We start from the raw sequence: 15,457 nt of genomic DNA on the forward strand, positions 1-15,457 counted from the left end.
GGATGCCAGCCTCCCGCGACGATCCTATCCATCGTTGGAGGAGCGGTCAGGACGCCGAGCCCGACGCCCTCCCGCCGAGGGCGCGCGCGTCGCGCTGGCCCGCGGCATCCTGGCGCAGCTCCTTCGGCAGCGAGAACATGAGGTCCTCCTCCGCCGTGCGGATCTCCTCGACGTCGTGGTAGCCGGCGCCGTCGAGAGCTTCGAGCACCTCGCGCACGAGGACCTCGGGAACGGATGCTCCGCTGGTGACCCCGACCGTCGCGACTCCGTCGAGCCAGGCCTGCTCGACCTCTTCGGCGTAGTCGACCCGGTAGGCCGCCTTCGCACCGTATTCGAGGGCCACCTCGACGAGGCGCACGCTGTTCGACGAGTTCGACGAGCCGACGACGATGACGAGGTCGGCTTGCGCGGCGACCTTCTTGATCGCGACCTGGCGGTTCTGCGTGGCGTAGCAGATGTCGTCGGAGGGCGGGTTGTGCAGCTCGGGAAAGCGGGTGCGCAGACGGTTGACGGTCTCCATGGTCTCGTCGACCGAGAGCGTGGTCTGCGAGAGCCACACGACTTTCGACGGGTCCTTCACCTGCACAGTGTCGGCCTCAGCGGGCGAGTTGACGATCGTGACGTGGTCGGGCGCCTCGCCCGCGGTGCCCTCCACCTCCTCGTGCCCGTCGTGGCCGATGAGCAGGATCTCGTAGTCGTCGCGCGCGAAGCGCACAGCCTCGCGGTGCACCTTGGTCACCAGGGGGCAGGTCGCGTCGATCGCGTGCAGACCGCGATCGGATGCCGCGTCGACCACGGCGGGCGAGACGCCGTGCGCGCTGAAGACGACATGAGCGCCTTCGGGGACCTCGTCGACCTCATCGACGAAGATCGCCCCCTTCGCCTCGAGCTCGGTGACGACGTGGATGTTGTGCACGATCTGCTTGCGCACGTAGACGGGCGAGCCGTAGCGTTCGAGGGCCTTCTCCACGGCGACGACGGCGCGGTCGACGCCGGCGCAGTAGCCGCGGGGGGCGGCGAGCAGGACGCGCTTGTGTCCGTCGACCGGGTTATCCTGAAGCCGCCCGGCCACCGCACGCACTCGAGGAACACGCGGAGCGGGAAGATGAACGGCAGTCGAGGTCACCCGAGGATTCTACCGCCGCCAACCTGAGCACGGCCGGGTAGAGGAGGGATCACATGACAGTCTTCGAAGCGACGACCGGGCCCGGCGAGACGCCCGCGTCCGACGCCGTGGCCCCTCGCGATTCCACGGCGGACGCCCCCACGTCGGTGGCGCGGCTGAACGCCACGATCCGCGACTTCGTGGCGCGTTGGAACACCGTCTGGGTCGAGGGCGAGATCACGTCGTGGAACGTGCGCGCCGGCAACGTGTTCGCCCGGCTCAAGGACACCCGCTCCGACGCGCAGATCTCGATCCGGATCTGGTCGAGCGTGCGCACGCGCATCCCTGAAGATCTCGGTGTCGGCGACCACGTCGTCGCGGCGGTGAAGTCCGACTACTTCGTCAAGAGCGGCGATTTCAGCTTCACCGTCTCCTCGATGAGGCACGTCGGTCTCGGCGACCAGCTCGAACGGCTCGAGCGGCTGAGGGCGCAGCTGCGCCAGGAGGGCCTGTTCGACCCAGCACGCAAGAAGCGGCTGCCCTTCCTGCCGCACACGATCGGCCTCATCACGGGCGAGAGATCGGATGCCGAGAAGGACGTGCAGCGCAACGCCGAGCTGCGCTGGCCCCAGGTGCGCCTGCGCACCGAGTACGCCGCCGTGCAGGGCGAGCGCTGCGTGCCCGAGGTGCTCACCGCGCTGGCGCGACTGGATGCCGACCCCGAGGTCGACGTCATCATCATCGCCCGCGGCGGAGGCGACCCGCAGACCCTGCTGGGGTTCAGTGACGAGCGTCTCGTGCGGGCGGTGGCTGCGGCATCCACTCCCGTCGTCAGCGCGATCGGGCATGAGAACGACCGCCCGCTGCTCGACGATGCGGCCGACCTCCGGGCGTCCACGCCGACCGACGCGGCCAAGCGGGTCGTGCCAGACGTGGGCGAACAGCGCGCGCTCATCGCCCAGCTGCGCTCCCGCGCGACGATGAGGCTCACCCAGCGCGTCGGCCACGACATCGCCCAGCTCGAGCAGCTGCGGTCGCGACCGGCGCTGCGCTCCCCCGACCCGATCATCGACTCCCGCGCGCAGGAGCTCTGGCTGCTCCTGTCGCGCGGCCGCGACACGGTGACCCGTCAGCTCGACGGCGCCGCGCGCAAGACTGCGGAGCTGCGGGCCTCGCTGCGGGCGCTGTCACCGGCTGCGACTCTCGCCCGCGGATACGCGATCGCGCATCTCGACGGCGGAGCGATCCTCCGCGATGCGGCAGACGCCCCCGCCGGCACGCGCCTCACGATCACCGTCGACCGCGGCTCCATCGCCGCGGTCTCCGACGGCGAGGTGCCCGAGGGTCGCTGACCCGCGGGCTGGCACCCCGGCACGCCGTAGGGAAGCCCCGACGGCACGCCGTAGGATGGAGGGGTGAGCGCGCAGAACGACACCCCGGTGGAGATCCTGTCGTTCGAGGCCGCTCGCGACGAACTCGTGCGCGTCGTCGCCGAGCTCGAGCAGGGCGCCCCCACCCTCGAGCAGTCGCTCGCCTTGTGGGAGCGCGGCGAGGCGCTGGCCGCCCGCTGCGAGGAGTGGCTCCTCGGCGCGAAGCGCCGGCTGGACGCGGCCCGCGCAGCATCCGCGGAGGACGAATCGTGAACAAGCCCGCACCGATCGTCGCCGAGCTGGGTCGCCCGGAGACCCCCGAGGAGACCGCGGCCCGCAAGGCGGCGTCCAGCCGGGCGTACCAGTCGAGCCAGAACGTGCGCAGCCTCATCGCTGCGCTCATCGTCACGCTCGCGGTCCTCGTCGTGATCGTTTTCGCTGTGCCTCGCGGCGAACCGGCATCCGCCCCTCACATCGATGTCGCGGCCATCGCCGCCGACGTCGAGTCGACGATGGACCGCCCGGTCGTCGTGCCCGACCTCGACGACGGATTCTGGCGCGTCAACGCCGCCGAGCTCACCAGCGGCAATCCCGTCGTGTGGGACGTCACGATCGCCCCCAGCGGCGAGGACGAGCGCGGCTTCATCAAGCTCTCCCAGGCGTTCGACGCCGATTCCTCGTGGGCGCCGCAGCGCCTCAACGGCGTCGCCGCCACCGACACGATCACGATCGCCGGACGCGAGTGGGACGTGTACCGGACCGGCGACAAAGGCGACGAGCAGAACATCACCTACGCCATCGGCACGCAGGCCGGCCCCGACTACGTGCTGCTGCGCGGATCGCGGTCGGCCGAATCGACCGGCGATGTCGCCGAGGACCTCTCCGCTCAGCTCGAATCCCTCTCGGAGGAAAGATGACTGAGGCTCTCACTCCCGCCGCTGCCTGGAAGCAGATGCAGGAGGGCAACGCCCGCTTCGTCGCCGATGAACCCCGTCACCCCAATCAGGACGTCGCCCGTCGGCACCACCTGGCCGCCGCGCAGCATCCGGTCGCCACGCTCTTCGGATGCTCGGACTCGCGCCTCGCCGCCGAGATCATCTTCGACCTCGGCCTCGGCGACCTGTTCGTAGTGCGCAACGCCGGGCAGGTGATCGGCGAGTCGATCGTGGCGAGCCTCGAATACGCCGTCGCCGTGCTCGAGGTGCCGTTGATCGTCGTGCTCGCCCACGACTCCTGCGGGGCGGTGCGCGCCGCGATCGACGGCACCGCGATCGATGCCGCTCCCCTGCCTCCGCACATCTGGAAGCTCATCGCCCCGATCGTCCCCGCAGCGCGCAAAGTGCTCGCCGAGGCCGGTGGCACGACCGTCGCCGACATCGACGCCGAGCTCGTCGGCCGCGAGCACCTGCGCAACACCGTCAGCGACCTGCTGCAGTCGTCGGAGCTCATCTCGACCGCCGTCGAAGCGGGACGCCTGGGCATCGTCGGCGCCAACTACCGGCTGGCCGAGGGCACCGCGGTCCCGGTGGTCACCGTCGGCCTCGACTGATCCGCGTGTCTCAGACCATGACCACACCCGCAACCAAGGAAGGTTCGCCATGACCGACATCGAATACCGCATCGAGCACGACACCATGGGTGAGGTGCGCGTGCCCGTGAACGCACTGTACGGGGCGCAGACCCAGCGCGCAGTGGAGAACTTCCCGATCTCGGGCAAGGGCCTGGAGTCCGCGCAGATCGCCGCCCTCGCCCGCATCAAGAAGGCGGCGGCGCTCGCGAACAAGGAGCTCGGCACGCTGGACGGCGCGATCGCCGATGCGATCGCCCAGGCGGCGGATGCCGTGGCATCGGGCGCGCACGACGGGGAGTTCCCCGTCGACACCTACCAGACGGGCTCCGGCACCTCGTCGAACATGAACATGAACGAGGTGCTCGCGACCCTCGCCACCCGCATCCTCGGGGCCAACGTCCACCCGAACGACCACGTGAACGCCTCGCAGTCGTCGAACGACGTGTTCCCGACCTCGGTGCACATCGCCGTCACCCAGGCGCTCATCGACACCCTCATCCCGGCGCTCGACCACCTCGCCGTGGCACTGGAGACGAAGGCCGAGCTGTGGAAGGACGCCGTCAAGTCCGGGCGCACCCACCTCATGGATGCGACCCCCGTCACCCTCGGCCAGGAGTTCGGCGGCTACGCCCGCCAGATCCGCCTGGGCATCGAGCGCGTGCAGGCCGCCCTCCCCCGCGTGGCCGAGGTCCCCCTCGGCGGCACCGCCGTCGGCACCGGCATCAACACCCCGCTCGGCTTCCCGCAGAAGGTCATCGCGCTGCTCGCCGCCGAGACCGAGCTGCCCATCACCGAGGCGAAGGACCACTTCGAGGCCCAGGCCAACCGCGACGGCCTCGTCGAGGCATCCGGCGCGCTGCGCACGATCGCCGTCTCGCTGACGAAGATCAACAACGACCTGCGCTGGATGGGCTCCGGCCCCAACACCGGCCTCGGCGAGTTGCACATCCCCGACCTGCAGCCCGGCTCCTCGATCATGCCCGGCAAGGTCAACCCGGTGGTCCCTGAGGCCGTGCTCATGGTGTGCGCGCGTGTGATCGGCAACGACGCGACCGTCGCCTGGGCCGGTGCCTCCGGATCTTTCGAGCTGAACGTCGCGATCCCGGTCATGGGCACCGCGCTGCTGGAGTCGATCCGTCTGCTCGCCAACGCCTCGCGCGTGCTCGCCGACAAGACCATCGACGGCCTGCAGGCGAACCTCGAGCGCGCCGCCGCGTTCGCGGGCATGAGCCCGTCGATCGTCACGCCGCTGAACAAGCTCATCGGTTACGAGGCGGCGGCGAAGATCGCCAAGCACGCGGTCGCCAAGGGCATCACGGTGCGCGACGCGGTCATCGACCTCGGCTACGTGGAGCGCGGCGAGCTGACGCTCGAGCAGCTCGACGAGAAGCTCGACCTGCTGTCGATGACGCACGCCGGCTGACGTCCGGGCCCCGGTACACCTGCCGCGGGGCAACTGCCCCGGTACACCTGCCGCGGGGCACCCGCCGCGGTACACCTGCACGCCCCGGGTACACCTGCACGACCGTTTCGCCGATTCGGCCGTGCATCTGTGCCCGTGGCGTGCATCTGTACCCTGGGGACTCTCTCTGCACGGATCACGATGCGGAGGATTTTGCCCGATCCCCTGTGGACAGTGCCCCACGGGGGTTTCGGATGCGTCAGAGTCTGTCCCATGCTCGATCCCGCCACTGTCATCACTCGCCTCGGAGGCGTCGCCCGCGGCACGCAGCTGCAGCGCCACGGGATCTCGCGCAAGCGCCTCGCCCAGGAGGTCGGCACCCGGCGCATCCAGCGCGTGCGCGCCGGCGTCTTCGCCGCACCGAGAACGGATGCCGGCATCCGCACCGCTGCCGCGCACGGCGGCGCACTCACCTGCGGTTCCGCGCTGCGACTGCATGGGGTGTGGGTCCTCGATGACGATGCCTTGCATGTCTGGCTCGGTGAGAACGGCCGCAGGCATCCGCACCCAGGCTGCGCCTGCACCGTGCACAACTTCCGCGGACGAACCCGCTTCAGCGCAGTCGATGTCGAGACGGCGCTCGTGCACCTGCACGCCTGCGGCGGGGATGAGGCGTTCTTCGCCGCGTTCGAGTCAGCATGCAACCGCGGCCTGCTGCCGCGCGCTGCCCGAGCCCGGATCCGCCTGGCCCTGCCGGAGGGCGCCCGATGGCTGGTTGATCTTGCGCGCGGAGATGCGCAGAGCGGGCTGGAATCGCTGTTGCGGCTGCGCCTGCACATACTCGGCATCCAACTGGAATGTCAGGTGCAGATCGACGGTGTCGGCCGCGTCGACTTCGTGCTCGGCGGCCGGCTCATCCTCGAAGCCGACGGCAAGGAGAACCACGACGGTCTGTCGAAGCGTCACAAAGATCTGGTGCGGGATGCCGCGGCGTCCCGCCTCGGCTACGAGACTCTGCACTTCGACTACGCACAGATCGTCTACAACTGGGACACGGTCCAGTCCGCGATTCTCGCCGCGCTCGCGCGGCTTCGCGCCTGACCGACCCCGATCCCAACACGGCTGCGGCCTCGGCACGGCCCGGCCCGGCACAGGTGCACGACCGGGACACAGATGCACGACCGAATACCCGAATCCGCCGTGCATCCGTTCCCAGGTCGTGCATCTGTGCCGAGAGAGGACCCCGGCAACGGATGCCGCGGCGCCCTGTGTCCTCAGCTGAGCTCGGACCCCTCGAGCAGCTCCGTGACGAGAGCCGCGATCGCGGAGCGCTCGGAGCGGGTCAGGGTGACGTGGGCGAACAGGTCGTGACCCTTGAGCGTCTCGATCACGCTGGCGATGCCGTCGTGCCGGCCGACGCGCAGGTTGTCGCGCTGACCGACATCGTGGGTGAGGATGACCCGCGAGTTCTGGCCCATGCGGCTGAGCACCGTGAGCAGCACGTTGCGCTCCAGCGACTGCGCCTCGTCGACGATCACGAACGCATCGTGCAGAGAGCGACCGCGGATGTGCGTCAGCGGAAGCACCTCGAGGATGCCGCGCTCGACCACCTCCTCCATGACGTTGCCCGAGACGACGGAGCCGAGGGTGTCGAAGACCGCCTGGCCCCACGGACCCATCTTCTCGTCGCGGTCTCCGGGGAGGTATCCGAGATCCTGCCCGCCGACGGCGAAGAGCGGACGGAAGACGATGATCTTCTTCTGCTGCTGACGCTCGAGCACGGCTTCGAGTCCGGCGCACAGCGCCAGAGCCGACTTGCCTGTTCCCGCCCGACCGCCGAGCGAGACGATGCCGACATCGGGGTCGAGCAGCAGATCGATCGCGATGCGCTGCTCCGCCGAGCGCCCGTGCATCCCGAAGACCTCCCGGTCGCCGCGCACGAGCCGGTACTCGCCGTCGCCGGTGACCCGGCCGAGCGCGGATCCGCGCTCGGAATGGATGATAAGCCCCGTGTTGACCGGCAGACCGCGCGCGTCATCGCTGAGGCCGACCTCGCTCTCGTAGAGGTCGCTGATCTCGTCGCCGGAGAGGTCGAGTGTCGTGATGCCGGTCCACCCGGAGTCGACCGCCTGCTCGGCGAGGTACTCCTCGGCGCGGAGTCCGAGCGAGGCCGCCTTCACCCGCATCGGCAGATCCTTGGAGACGATCGTGACGTCCTGGCCGTCCTGCGCGAGATGCATCGCGACGGAGAGTATCCGGCTGTCGTTGTCGCTGAGACGGATGCCGGCGGGAAGGACCGACGTGTCGGCGTTCGCGAGCTCAACGCGGAGCGTACCGCCCTCGCCCACCTCCACCGGGAAGTCCAGGCGCCCGTGCTCGATGCGCAGGTCATCCAGGTGACGCAGCGCCTGACGGGCGAAGTAGCCGATCTCCGGGTCGTTGCGCTTGCCCTCGAGCTCGCTGATGACCACGACGGGCAGCACCACCGAGTGCTCGGCGAATCGGAAGAACGCCTGCGGATCGCTCAGCAGCACCGAGGTGTCGAGCACGTAGGTGCGGAGGTCCTGATCGAGGCCATCGGATGAGGCCCGTCGCGGCGTCTTGCGGGTGGACTGCTGCTGCGCGGTGCCGTTGTGCTGCGCTGTACGTGAGGTCACGACCACTCCCGACCCGGGGGATTCCCGGCTATGCGAACGAGTCGACCAGGGGGTCACGAGTCGCGAACCTGGAGGCCGACTCGACCGGGCGCCTTGCCCGATGCCTTGACCGTACGTCGGCGGGCCGGATTAACCGCGGCTCGACACGCCGCCGATCGTTACGGGCGGATGAACGTCTCGTTGCCGAACGCGATCAGCGGCCGAAGCGGCGATCTCGGTCGGCGTAGTCGCGGATGGCGCGGAGGAAGTCGACCTGCCGGAGGTCCGGCCCCAACGCCTCGACGAAGTAGAACTCGCTGTGCGCGCTCTGCCAGAGCAGGAAGTCGCTGAGCCGCTGCTCGCCGCTGGTGCGGATCACGAGATCGGGATCGGGCTGCCCGCCCGTATAGAGGTGCTCGCCGATCATCTCGGGCGTGAGGTGCGCCGCCAGCTCCTCGAGAGTGCCGCCCGATGCCTCGTGGCCGGCGATGATGCTGCGCACGGCGTCGACGATCTCGTTGCGCCCGCCGTACCCGACGGCGAGGTTCACGTGCAGGCCGGTGTGCGCGCGCGTGCGCTCCTCGGCATCCGCCAGCACCGCGGCGAGCTCGGCGGGCAGGATCTCGGCGCGGCCCACGTGCTTGACCCGCCAGTTGCCCTCCCTCGAAAGTCCGTCGGCGAGTTCGGCGATGATCTCGATGAGATCGGCGAGCTCGGCGGAGTCGCGCTTTCGCAGATTGTCGGCCGACAGCAGGTACAGAGAGACGACGCGGATGCCGAGCTCGTCGCACCAGCCGAGGAACTCCCGCATCTTGGCGGCGCCGGCCCGATGTCCCTCGGCCGGCGTCGCGTAGCCGAGCTGGCGCGCCCAGCGGCGATTGCCGTCGATCATCATCGCAACGTGGTGCGGCATGGTCACCGGATCGAGGTGACGGCGCAGCCGGCTGCTGTACAGACGATACAGCGGCCCGCGCCCCTGACTCTCGCGTGACATCACCTCCCTACGCTACCGCGAGAGGGCCACGATCGCCCGGCGCGAACGACCGGGTCATGTACGTCACGTGGCATACGCGGCCGCATAGAGTGAGCACGTGAGCACTCCCGACTCCTCGCCTCCCGACGTCCCTCAGCTTCCGCTGCTCGATGCCGCGGCGAAGGACGCGGCCATCGATACCAGACCCTCCTGGCGCGGCTGGATCCATGCCGGCATCTTCCCCGTCGCGATCGCCGCGGGCGTGCTGCTCATCGTGTTCGCGCAGGGGGGTGCCGCGAAGGCCGCCGCCGCCGTGTTCATGACGACCTCTCTGCTGCTGTTCGGCAATTCGGCCCTGTACCACCGGTTCGATTGGGGGCCGAAGACCAAGGTCGTGCTCAAGCGCATCGACCATGCGAACATCCTGCTGCTGATCGCCGGCACCTACACACCGCTCGCCGTGCTGGCGCTGCCGCCGCAGAAGGGCCTGCTGCTGCTCGTGCTCGTGTGGAGCGGCACTGTGCTCGGCATCCTGTTCCGCGTCTTCTGGATCCACGCCCCGCGTTGGCTCTACGTCGCGCTGTACCTGCTGCTCGGCTGGGCCGCGGTGATGTACATCGTCGACCTGCTCGAGGCGAACGTCGCGATGATGATCCTCGTCATCGTCGGCGGTCTGCTCTACACAGGCGGCGCGATCGTGTACGCGATGAAGCGCCCCAATCCCTGGCCCGGCCACTTCGGCTTCCACGAGATCTTCCACGTGTGCACGGTGCTCGCGTTCCTCTGCCACTGGACGGCGTGCCTGCTCATCGCCCTGCATCCGCTGTCGCCCTCGCTCGGCGCGTGACCCGCCGTGCAGGTCGGCGCGAAGAGGTTCGCGCTCAGCGCAGGGGTCGGTCGTCGCCGCTGTCCGTGATGGAAACGCCGTCGTCGGTGTCGGCGGCGCGGCCGGCACCGAGGGCCGCCTCTTCGGCGTCGAGCTCCGCACGGACCTCCTCGCGGTAGCGGACGCGGCGGATGCGGCGGTTCATGTCGGCGACCAGCAGGATCACCACGACGACGAGGAACGCGACCGCGGCGAAGCCGACGAAGCCCGGCGTGACGAGCTCCGGTGCCACCGTCATCGACGGAGCGGGCATCGGCGTGGCGGTCAGATCGCGCATGTGTCGGCCTTTCATAGACAGGTCGATTAACCTGTGTTCACCAGCCTAACGATCGGAAGACGCCGCCGTGACCACCGCCCAGGAGCTCGACGAGCGCTACGGACGTACCCGCCGTCGGCGCACGCCATGGATCGTCGCGATCGTCGTCGCCGTGCTCGCCGTGGGCGCGTTCGCGTGGACGACAGCCGTGCGCGAGATGCAGTCGGTGGATGCCGATGACCTCGGCTTCGACCTCGTCGACGCGCACGGCGTGGAGGTGCGCTTCCAGATCACCGGGGTCCAGGGCAAAGATGTCACCTGCGTGGTGCAGGCCCTCGACGAGGAGTTCGGCATCGTCGGTTGGAAGGTCGTTGAGGTGCCGGCCGGGTCCGCCCACTCGCAGGCGATCTCGACGACCGTGCCGACGGTCGCGCAGGCCACGACGGGTTTGGTGAACACCTGCTGGGTCGCCTAGACTCGCTGCAGACAGACGACGCCCTGGCACCGTGCCGGGGCGTCTTGGCATATCCCCCGGTTCTCGGGGTCCCGACCGAAGGAGCTTCGTCATGTCAACCGATGCTCAGGTTCCCTTCCTCACGCAGGAAGCGTATGACCGGCTCGTCGCTGAGCTGGAGCACCTGTCCACGACCGGCCGCGACGAGATCGCCAAGCGCATCGAGGCTGCGCGCGAAGAGGGCGACCTCAAGGAGAACGGCGGCTACCACGCCGCGAAGGACGAGCAGGGCAAGCAGGAGGCGCGCATCCGTACGCTGGAGAGCCTGCTGAAGACGGCGAAGGTCGGCGAGGCCCCGGCCAGCCGCGGCATCGTCGAGCCCGGTACCGTCGTCACCGCGGTCGTCGCCGGCGACGAAGAGGTCTTCCTGCTCGGCAGCCGCGAGATCGCGGTCGGCAGCGACCTCGACGTGTACAGCGAGGCGAGCCCGCTGGGCCAGGCCATCCTCGGGCTCAAGGTCGGCGAGAAGTCGAGCTACGAGGCGCCGAACGGCCGCTCGATCGCCGTCGAGATCCTCAAGGTCGAGACCTACACCGGCTGAGTCCGCCCGAGCGCGGCGGTCGCACCCTCTAACGGGTTGCGGCCGCCGTTCTCGTTGTTGCGCTACTCGTCCCCCCGCGTCGCGCTGCTCGTTCCTGCGTCGCGCTACTCGTTCCCGCGTCGCGCTGCTCTTTCCCGCGTCGCGCTACTCATTCCCGCCCGCGCTGCTGAAGTTTCAGCAGCGCATGCACAGAACAGCAGCGCGACATCGTTCCCGCTCGCGCTGCTCCTTCCCAGTCCCGCTGCTCATTCCCGCGTCGCGCTGTCCTTCTCGACGTCGCGCTACTCGTTCCCGCTCGCGCTGCTGAAGTTTCAGCAGCGCATGCACAGAAGAGCAGCGCGACACAGAGAAGAGCAGCGCGACGCACAGAACAGCAGCGCAAACCGGACGAGGGCGTACGCATCCTCCGCGCGTGCGCCCTGCATATCAGTCCGGGACGATGATGGGTCAGTCCGGGACGATGATGGGCTCGAAGCCCGCCCGGCGCAGCGTATCGAGAGTGAGCTCGGAGTGCTCCGCTCCGCGCGTCTCGACGCTGAGCTCGAGGATCACGTCGCTGATCTGCAGGCCGTGGCCGTGGCGCGTGTGCATCGCCTCGATGACGTTCGCCCCTGCCTCGGCGATGAGCTCGGAGACGCGCGCGAGCTGACCGGGGCGGTCGGGCAGCGGGATGCGGATCGTGAGATAGCGACCGGATGCCGCCAGCCCGTGCGAGACGACGCGCTGCAGCAGCAGCGGGTCGATGTTGCCGCCGCTGAGCACGGACATGGTCAGCCCGCTCGCCTGCACCTTGCCCGCGAGGATCGCGGCGACGCCGGCGGCGCCGGCGGGCTCGACGACGACCTTCGCCTGCTCGAGCAGGATGAGGATCGCCCGGGCGAGATCGTCGTCGGTGACGGTGACGACCTCATCGACGAGCTCCTTGACGATCTCGAAGGGCAACGCACCGGGACGGGCGACGAGGATGCCGTCGGCGATCGTCGGGCGCGTCTCGATGTCGACCGGGTGGCCCGCTTCGAGCGAGGGCGGCATCGCGGCGGCGTTCTCGGCCTGCACGCCGATGATGCGCACGGTGCGGCCGCGTTCGGCGGCGCGCGCCTTCACCGCGGCGGCGACGCCGGCGATGAGCCCGCCTCCGCCGATGCCGAGCAGGATCGTGTCGACCTCGGGGGCGTCATCGAGCAGTTCGAGCCCGAGCGTGCCCTGCCCGATGATGACGTCGCGGTGATCGAACGGGTGAATCATCACGGCGCCGGTGCGCTGCGCGTAATCCTCGGCGAGGCGCAACGACGTCGCGACGGTCTCACCCTCGAGCACGACCTCGGCCCCGTAGCCACGCGTGGCGAGGAGCTTCGGCACCGGCACGCCGAGCGGCATGAAGATCGTCGCCGAGATCCCCAGCGCCTGCGCGGCGAGGGCGACACCCTGGGCGTGGTTGCCGGCGGATGCTGCGACGACGCCGCGCGCGCGCTCCTCAGCGCTCAGACGCGAGAGCCGGTAGGCGGCGCCGCGGATCTTGAACGAGCCCGTGCGCTGCAGGTTCTCCATCTTGAGCACGACCGGCGCCCCCAGGATGTCGCCCAGCGCGCGCGACGGCAGCGTCGGCGTGTGCGTGATCACCTCCGCGAGCGTCTGAGCGGCGAGCTCGAACTCCGTCAGGGTGGGCACTGCACTCATCGATTGCTCCTTCTCCGCTCCCGCGGAACCGTACTCCAGATCAGGTCGGCGTCCGGCTGATCGCCGGTGCGCCACGAGCCGGTGCTCACCGCCACGGCGGCCACGTTCACGAAGGCCGCCAGCGGCACTGCGAACAGCGCACCGGGGATGCCGCCCACCATGGATCCGCCCGCGACGACGAGGACGACCGCGAGCGGGTGCACCTTCACCGCCGAGCCCATCATGATCGGCTGGAGGATGTGCCCCTCGACCTGCTGCACAGCGATCACCACCCCGAGCATCGCGAGCGCGATCCAGGGTCCGTTGTAGACGAGCGCGAGCAGCACGGCCAGGGCGCCGGTGACCACGGCACCGACGATCGGCACGAAGGACCCGAGGAAGACGAGGACGGCGACCGGGATCGCCAGCGGCACGCCGAGCAGCAGGGCGCCGAGGCCGATGCCGACGGCGTCGATCGCGGCGACGAAGAGCTGCGTGCGGGCGTAGTTGACGATCGTCGTCCAGCCGTTGCGGGCGGCGCCGTCGGCTGCTGGGCGCGCAGCCCGCGGGAAGAGCCGCAGCGTCCAGCGCCAGATTCCTGCGCCGTCGGCGAGCAGGCAGATGAGGATGAACAGCGCCAGCACCGCACCGGTGGCGACGTGCGCCGCGGTCGTGCCGACACTGAGGGCTCCGCTCCAGAGCAGGTCGGCCTGCTCTGAGAGGAAGCTCCGCCCTTGGAGGATGTACTCTTCGATCTGCTTCGAAGTGAGACGCAGGGGGCCGTCCATGAGGAAGACCTGGAAGTCCTCGACGGCCTGCGCGGAGCGGGCGCGCACGTCGTCCATCTGCTGATTGATCTGCCAGATCACCAGGGTCAGCAGCACGGCGACGATCCCGAGCATCCCGACTAGCGACAGCGTCACCGCCGCCCAGCGCGGTACGCGCCTTCGCAGCATCCAGGAGAACGCCGGCCACAGCAGGGCCGTGATGAGGATGCCGACCATGAGCGGCACCACCAGCAGCTTCAGCTGGATGACGGTCCAGATGACGCCGGCGACGACCGCGGCGATGAGGAGCATGCGCCAGGCATAGGCGGCCGTGATGCGCAGTCCCATCGGGACGGCTTCGTCGGCCTCGGTCGTGACAGTGCGATCAGTCGAGATCGGGCGGGGGCGAAAGAGATCCCTCAGCCGTGGACGCTGCTCTTCGCTCATCCGTCGATTCTACGGCGATCGCGCACCCCGATCGTCAACGTCGGTGGCCGCGGTTACTCTGTCGACGTGACAGACACACTCAGCGCCGCCCAGGCCCGCCGCATCGCACTGGCGGCGCAGGGCTTCACGCGCTCACGCCCGGCATCCGTCTCCGCGCGCTCCCTGCACGGGGCGATGCAGCGCCTTGGCGTGCTGCAGATCGACTCGGTGAACGTGTTCGCGCGCTCGCACTACATGCCGATGTTCTCGCGTCTGGGCTCATACGAGCCCGCGCTCCTCGACCGCGTCTTCTTCTCGCGCCGCAGCCGCTACGTCGAGTACCTCGCCCACGAGGCGACGTTCATGCCTGTGGACGACTGGCCGCTGTGGCGCTTCCGCCGCGACCACTTCGCCCGCAAGCTCGCCGCGCCCGACTCGTGGGCCACAGCGAACCGGCGCACGCTCGACTGGGTGCGCGACGAGCTGCGCTCGCGGGGGCCCGTGCGCCCCGCAGACATCCGCGCCGACGCTCCTCGCGAACGGGGCACCTGGTGGGACTGGGACGACACCAAGATCGCCCTCGAGCAGTTGTGGCGCACGGGCGAGGTCGCCGTCGCCGGGCGCAAGGGCTTCGAGCGCACCTACGCGCTGGCCGAGCAGGTCGTGCCCGCAGACGTCCTCGCCCAGGAGGTGCCGATCAAGACCGCGATGCGCGAGCTGGTGCGCCGCGCCGCGCGCTCGTCGGGCGTCGCCACGGCCGCAGATCTCGCCGACTACTACCGCATCCGCGATCGTGCCGCCGTCACGCAGGCGATCGCCGAATTGACGGATGCCGGCGAGCTCGTGCCCGTGCAGGTGCAGGGATGGCAGCGCCAGGGGCGCCCGCTCGCGGCCTGGCGCCACGTCGAGGCGGCCCTCCCCCGCCGCGTGGACGCCGCGGCGCTGCTGACGCCGTTCGATCCCGTGGTGTGGTTCCGCGACCGGGCGCTGCGCGCCTTCGAACTCGACTACCGCATCGAGATCTACGTCCCGGCGCACAAGCGCCGGTACGGCTACTACTGTCTGCCGGTGCTCGTCGGCGATCGGATCGTCGCCCGCGTCGATCTCAAGGCCGAGCGCGCGACCTCGACGCTGCAGGTGCAGTCGGCATGGTGGGAACCGCAGGCCCGGCCGTCCGACGACGCGGAGCGCATCGCCGCAGAACTCGCCCTCGCCGCCTCCTGGCAGGGGCTGGAGCATGTGTCGGTGTCGGGGTGGGGCACCGCCGCCGACGACGTGCACCGCGCGCTCGGCACGCATCCGTCCGTGCGCCGACACGTCCACGCCCGCGAGGTCACGATGTGACCGCTTGGTCG

The 15,457-nt window shown here is 69.7% G+C and carries 16 protein-coding genes; 10 read left to right on the top strand and 6 right to left on the bottom strand.

Annotated features, from left to right (window positions below):
• Positions 1–46: 46 nt before the first annotated feature.
• Positions 47–1,072, bottom strand: a complete 1,026-nt coding sequence (locus QM568_RS04315; RefSeq protein ID WP_415136298.1) for a 4-hydroxy-3-methylbut-2-enyl diphosphate reductase — start codon at positions 1,070–1,072, stop codon at positions 47–49.
• Positions 1,073–1,179: 107 nt separating this feature from the next.
• On the opposite strand from QM568_RS04315, the gene xseA reads away from it, so the two are divergent.
• The 6 genes from xseA to QM568_RS04345 all read left to right on the top strand — a co-directional run bounded on the left by xseA (position 1,180) and on the right by QM568_RS04345 (position 6,548).
• Positions 1,180–2,457, top strand: a complete 1,278-nt coding sequence (xseA, locus tag QM568_RS04320) for an exodeoxyribonuclease VII large subunit (RefSeq protein WP_415136165.1) — start codon at positions 1,180–1,182, stop codon at positions 2,455–2,457.
• Between the two features lie 63 nt (positions 2,458–2,520).
• Positions 2,521–2,748 carry an exodeoxyribonuclease VII small subunit gene (locus tag QM568_RS04325; protein WP_415136167.1) on the top strand — a complete coding sequence of 76 codons (228 nt, stop codon included), beginning with the start codon at positions 2,521–2,523 and terminating at the stop codon, positions 2,746–2,748.
• The gene (locus QM568_RS04330) at positions 2,745–3,392 is read left to right on the top strand and encodes a DUF4245 family protein (protein WP_415136169.1); all 648 of its coding nucleotides are present in this window, start codon (positions 2,745–2,747) and stop codon (positions 3,390–3,392) included. Before QM568_RS04325 ends, QM568_RS04330 begins: the two co-directional genes overlap by 4 nt.
• Positions 3,389–4,024, top strand: a complete 636-nt coding sequence (locus QM568_RS04335) for a carbonic anhydrase (RefSeq protein ID WP_415136171.1) — start codon at positions 3,389–3,391, stop codon at positions 4,022–4,024. The genes QM568_RS04330 and QM568_RS04335 overlap by 4 nt, the downstream gene beginning before the upstream one ends.
• Before the next feature lie 49 nt (positions 4,025–4,073).
• Positions 4,074–5,468 carry a class II fumarate hydratase gene (locus QM568_RS04340; RefSeq protein WP_415136173.1) on the top strand — a complete coding sequence of 465 codons (1,395 nt, stop codon included), beginning with the start codon at positions 4,074–4,076 and terminating at the stop codon, positions 5,466–5,468.
• 252 nt (positions 5,469–5,720) lie between these two features.
• Complete coding sequence (locus tag QM568_RS04345) at positions 5,721–6,548, top strand: endonuclease domain-containing protein (RefSeq protein WP_415136175.1); 828 nt, start codon at positions 5,721–5,723, stop codon at positions 6,546–6,548.
• 173 nt (positions 6,549–6,721) lie between these two features.
• On the opposite strand, the gene QM568_RS04350 is transcribed toward QM568_RS04345, so the two are convergent.
• Together QM568_RS04350 and QM568_RS04355 are read right to left on the bottom strand one after the other, a co-directional pair.
• Complete coding sequence (locus tag QM568_RS04350) at positions 6,722–7,996, bottom strand: PhoH family protein (RefSeq protein WP_415136300.1); 1,275 nt, start codon at positions 7,994–7,996, stop codon at positions 6,722–6,724.
• 301 nt (positions 7,997–8,297) lie between these two features.
• Positions 8,298–9,077 (bottom strand): isoprenyl transferase, encoded by a 780-nt coding sequence (locus QM568_RS04355; RefSeq protein ID WP_415136302.1) that lies wholly within the window; start codon positions 9,075–9,077, stop codon positions 8,298–8,300.
• 97 nt (positions 9,078–9,174) lie between these two features.
• Here QM568_RS04355 and trhA point away from each other — a divergent pair, with 97 nt between their 5' ends.
• Complete coding sequence (trhA, locus tag QM568_RS04360) at positions 9,175–9,903, top strand: PAQR family membrane homeostasis protein TrhA (protein WP_415136177.1); 729 nt, start codon at positions 9,175–9,177, stop codon at positions 9,901–9,903.
• A gap of 34 nt (positions 9,904–9,937) precedes the next feature.
• On the opposite strand, the gene QM568_RS04365 is transcribed toward trhA, so the two are convergent.
• Complete coding sequence (locus tag QM568_RS04365) at positions 9,938–10,219, bottom strand: hypothetical protein (RefSeq protein ID WP_415136179.1); 282 nt, start codon at positions 10,217–10,219, stop codon at positions 9,938–9,940.
• A 67-nt stretch (positions 10,220–10,286) separates the two neighbouring features.
• On the opposite strand from QM568_RS04365, the gene QM568_RS04370 reads away from it, so the two are divergent.
• Both QM568_RS04370 and greA read left to right on the top strand, forming a co-directional pair.
• A complete protein-coding gene (locus QM568_RS04370; RefSeq protein ID WP_415136181.1) occupies positions 10,287–10,673 on the top strand; it encodes a DUF4307 domain-containing protein in 387 nt (128 codons plus the stop codon).
• Positions 10,674–10,764: 91 nt separating this feature from the next.
• Positions 10,765–11,253, top strand: coding sequence for a transcription elongation factor GreA (gene greA, locus QM568_RS04375; protein WP_415136183.1), 489 nt, complete (start codon positions 10,765–10,767; stop codon positions 11,251–11,253).
• Positions 11,254–11,700: 447 nt separating this feature from the next.
• Here the strand turns inward: greA and ilvA are convergent, their stop codons facing one another.
• Complete coding sequence (ilvA, locus tag QM568_RS04380; RefSeq protein WP_415136185.1) at positions 11,701–12,930, bottom strand: threonine ammonia-lyase; 1,230 nt, start codon at positions 12,928–12,930, stop codon at positions 11,701–11,703.
• A complete protein-coding gene (locus tag QM568_RS04385; protein ID WP_415136187.1) occupies positions 12,927–14,123 on the bottom strand; it encodes an AI-2E family transporter in 1,197 nt (398 codons plus the stop codon). Before QM568_RS04385 ends, ilvA begins: the two co-directional genes overlap by 4 nt.
• A 66-nt stretch (positions 14,124–14,189) precedes the next feature.
• Between QM568_RS04385 and QM568_RS04390 the strand changes: the two genes are divergently transcribed.
• The gene (locus tag QM568_RS04390; RefSeq protein WP_415136189.1) at positions 14,190–15,446 is read left to right on the top strand and encodes a winged helix-turn-helix domain-containing protein; all 1,257 of its coding nucleotides are present in this window, start codon (positions 14,190–14,192) and stop codon (positions 15,444–15,446) included.
• Positions 15,447–15,457 lie beyond the last annotated feature (11 nt).

It is taken from the genome of Microbacterium sp., from assembly GCF_047607465.1.
In the GTDB taxonomy this organism is placed as follows: Bacteria; Actinomycetota; Actinomycetes; order Actinomycetales; family Microbacteriaceae; genus Microbacterium.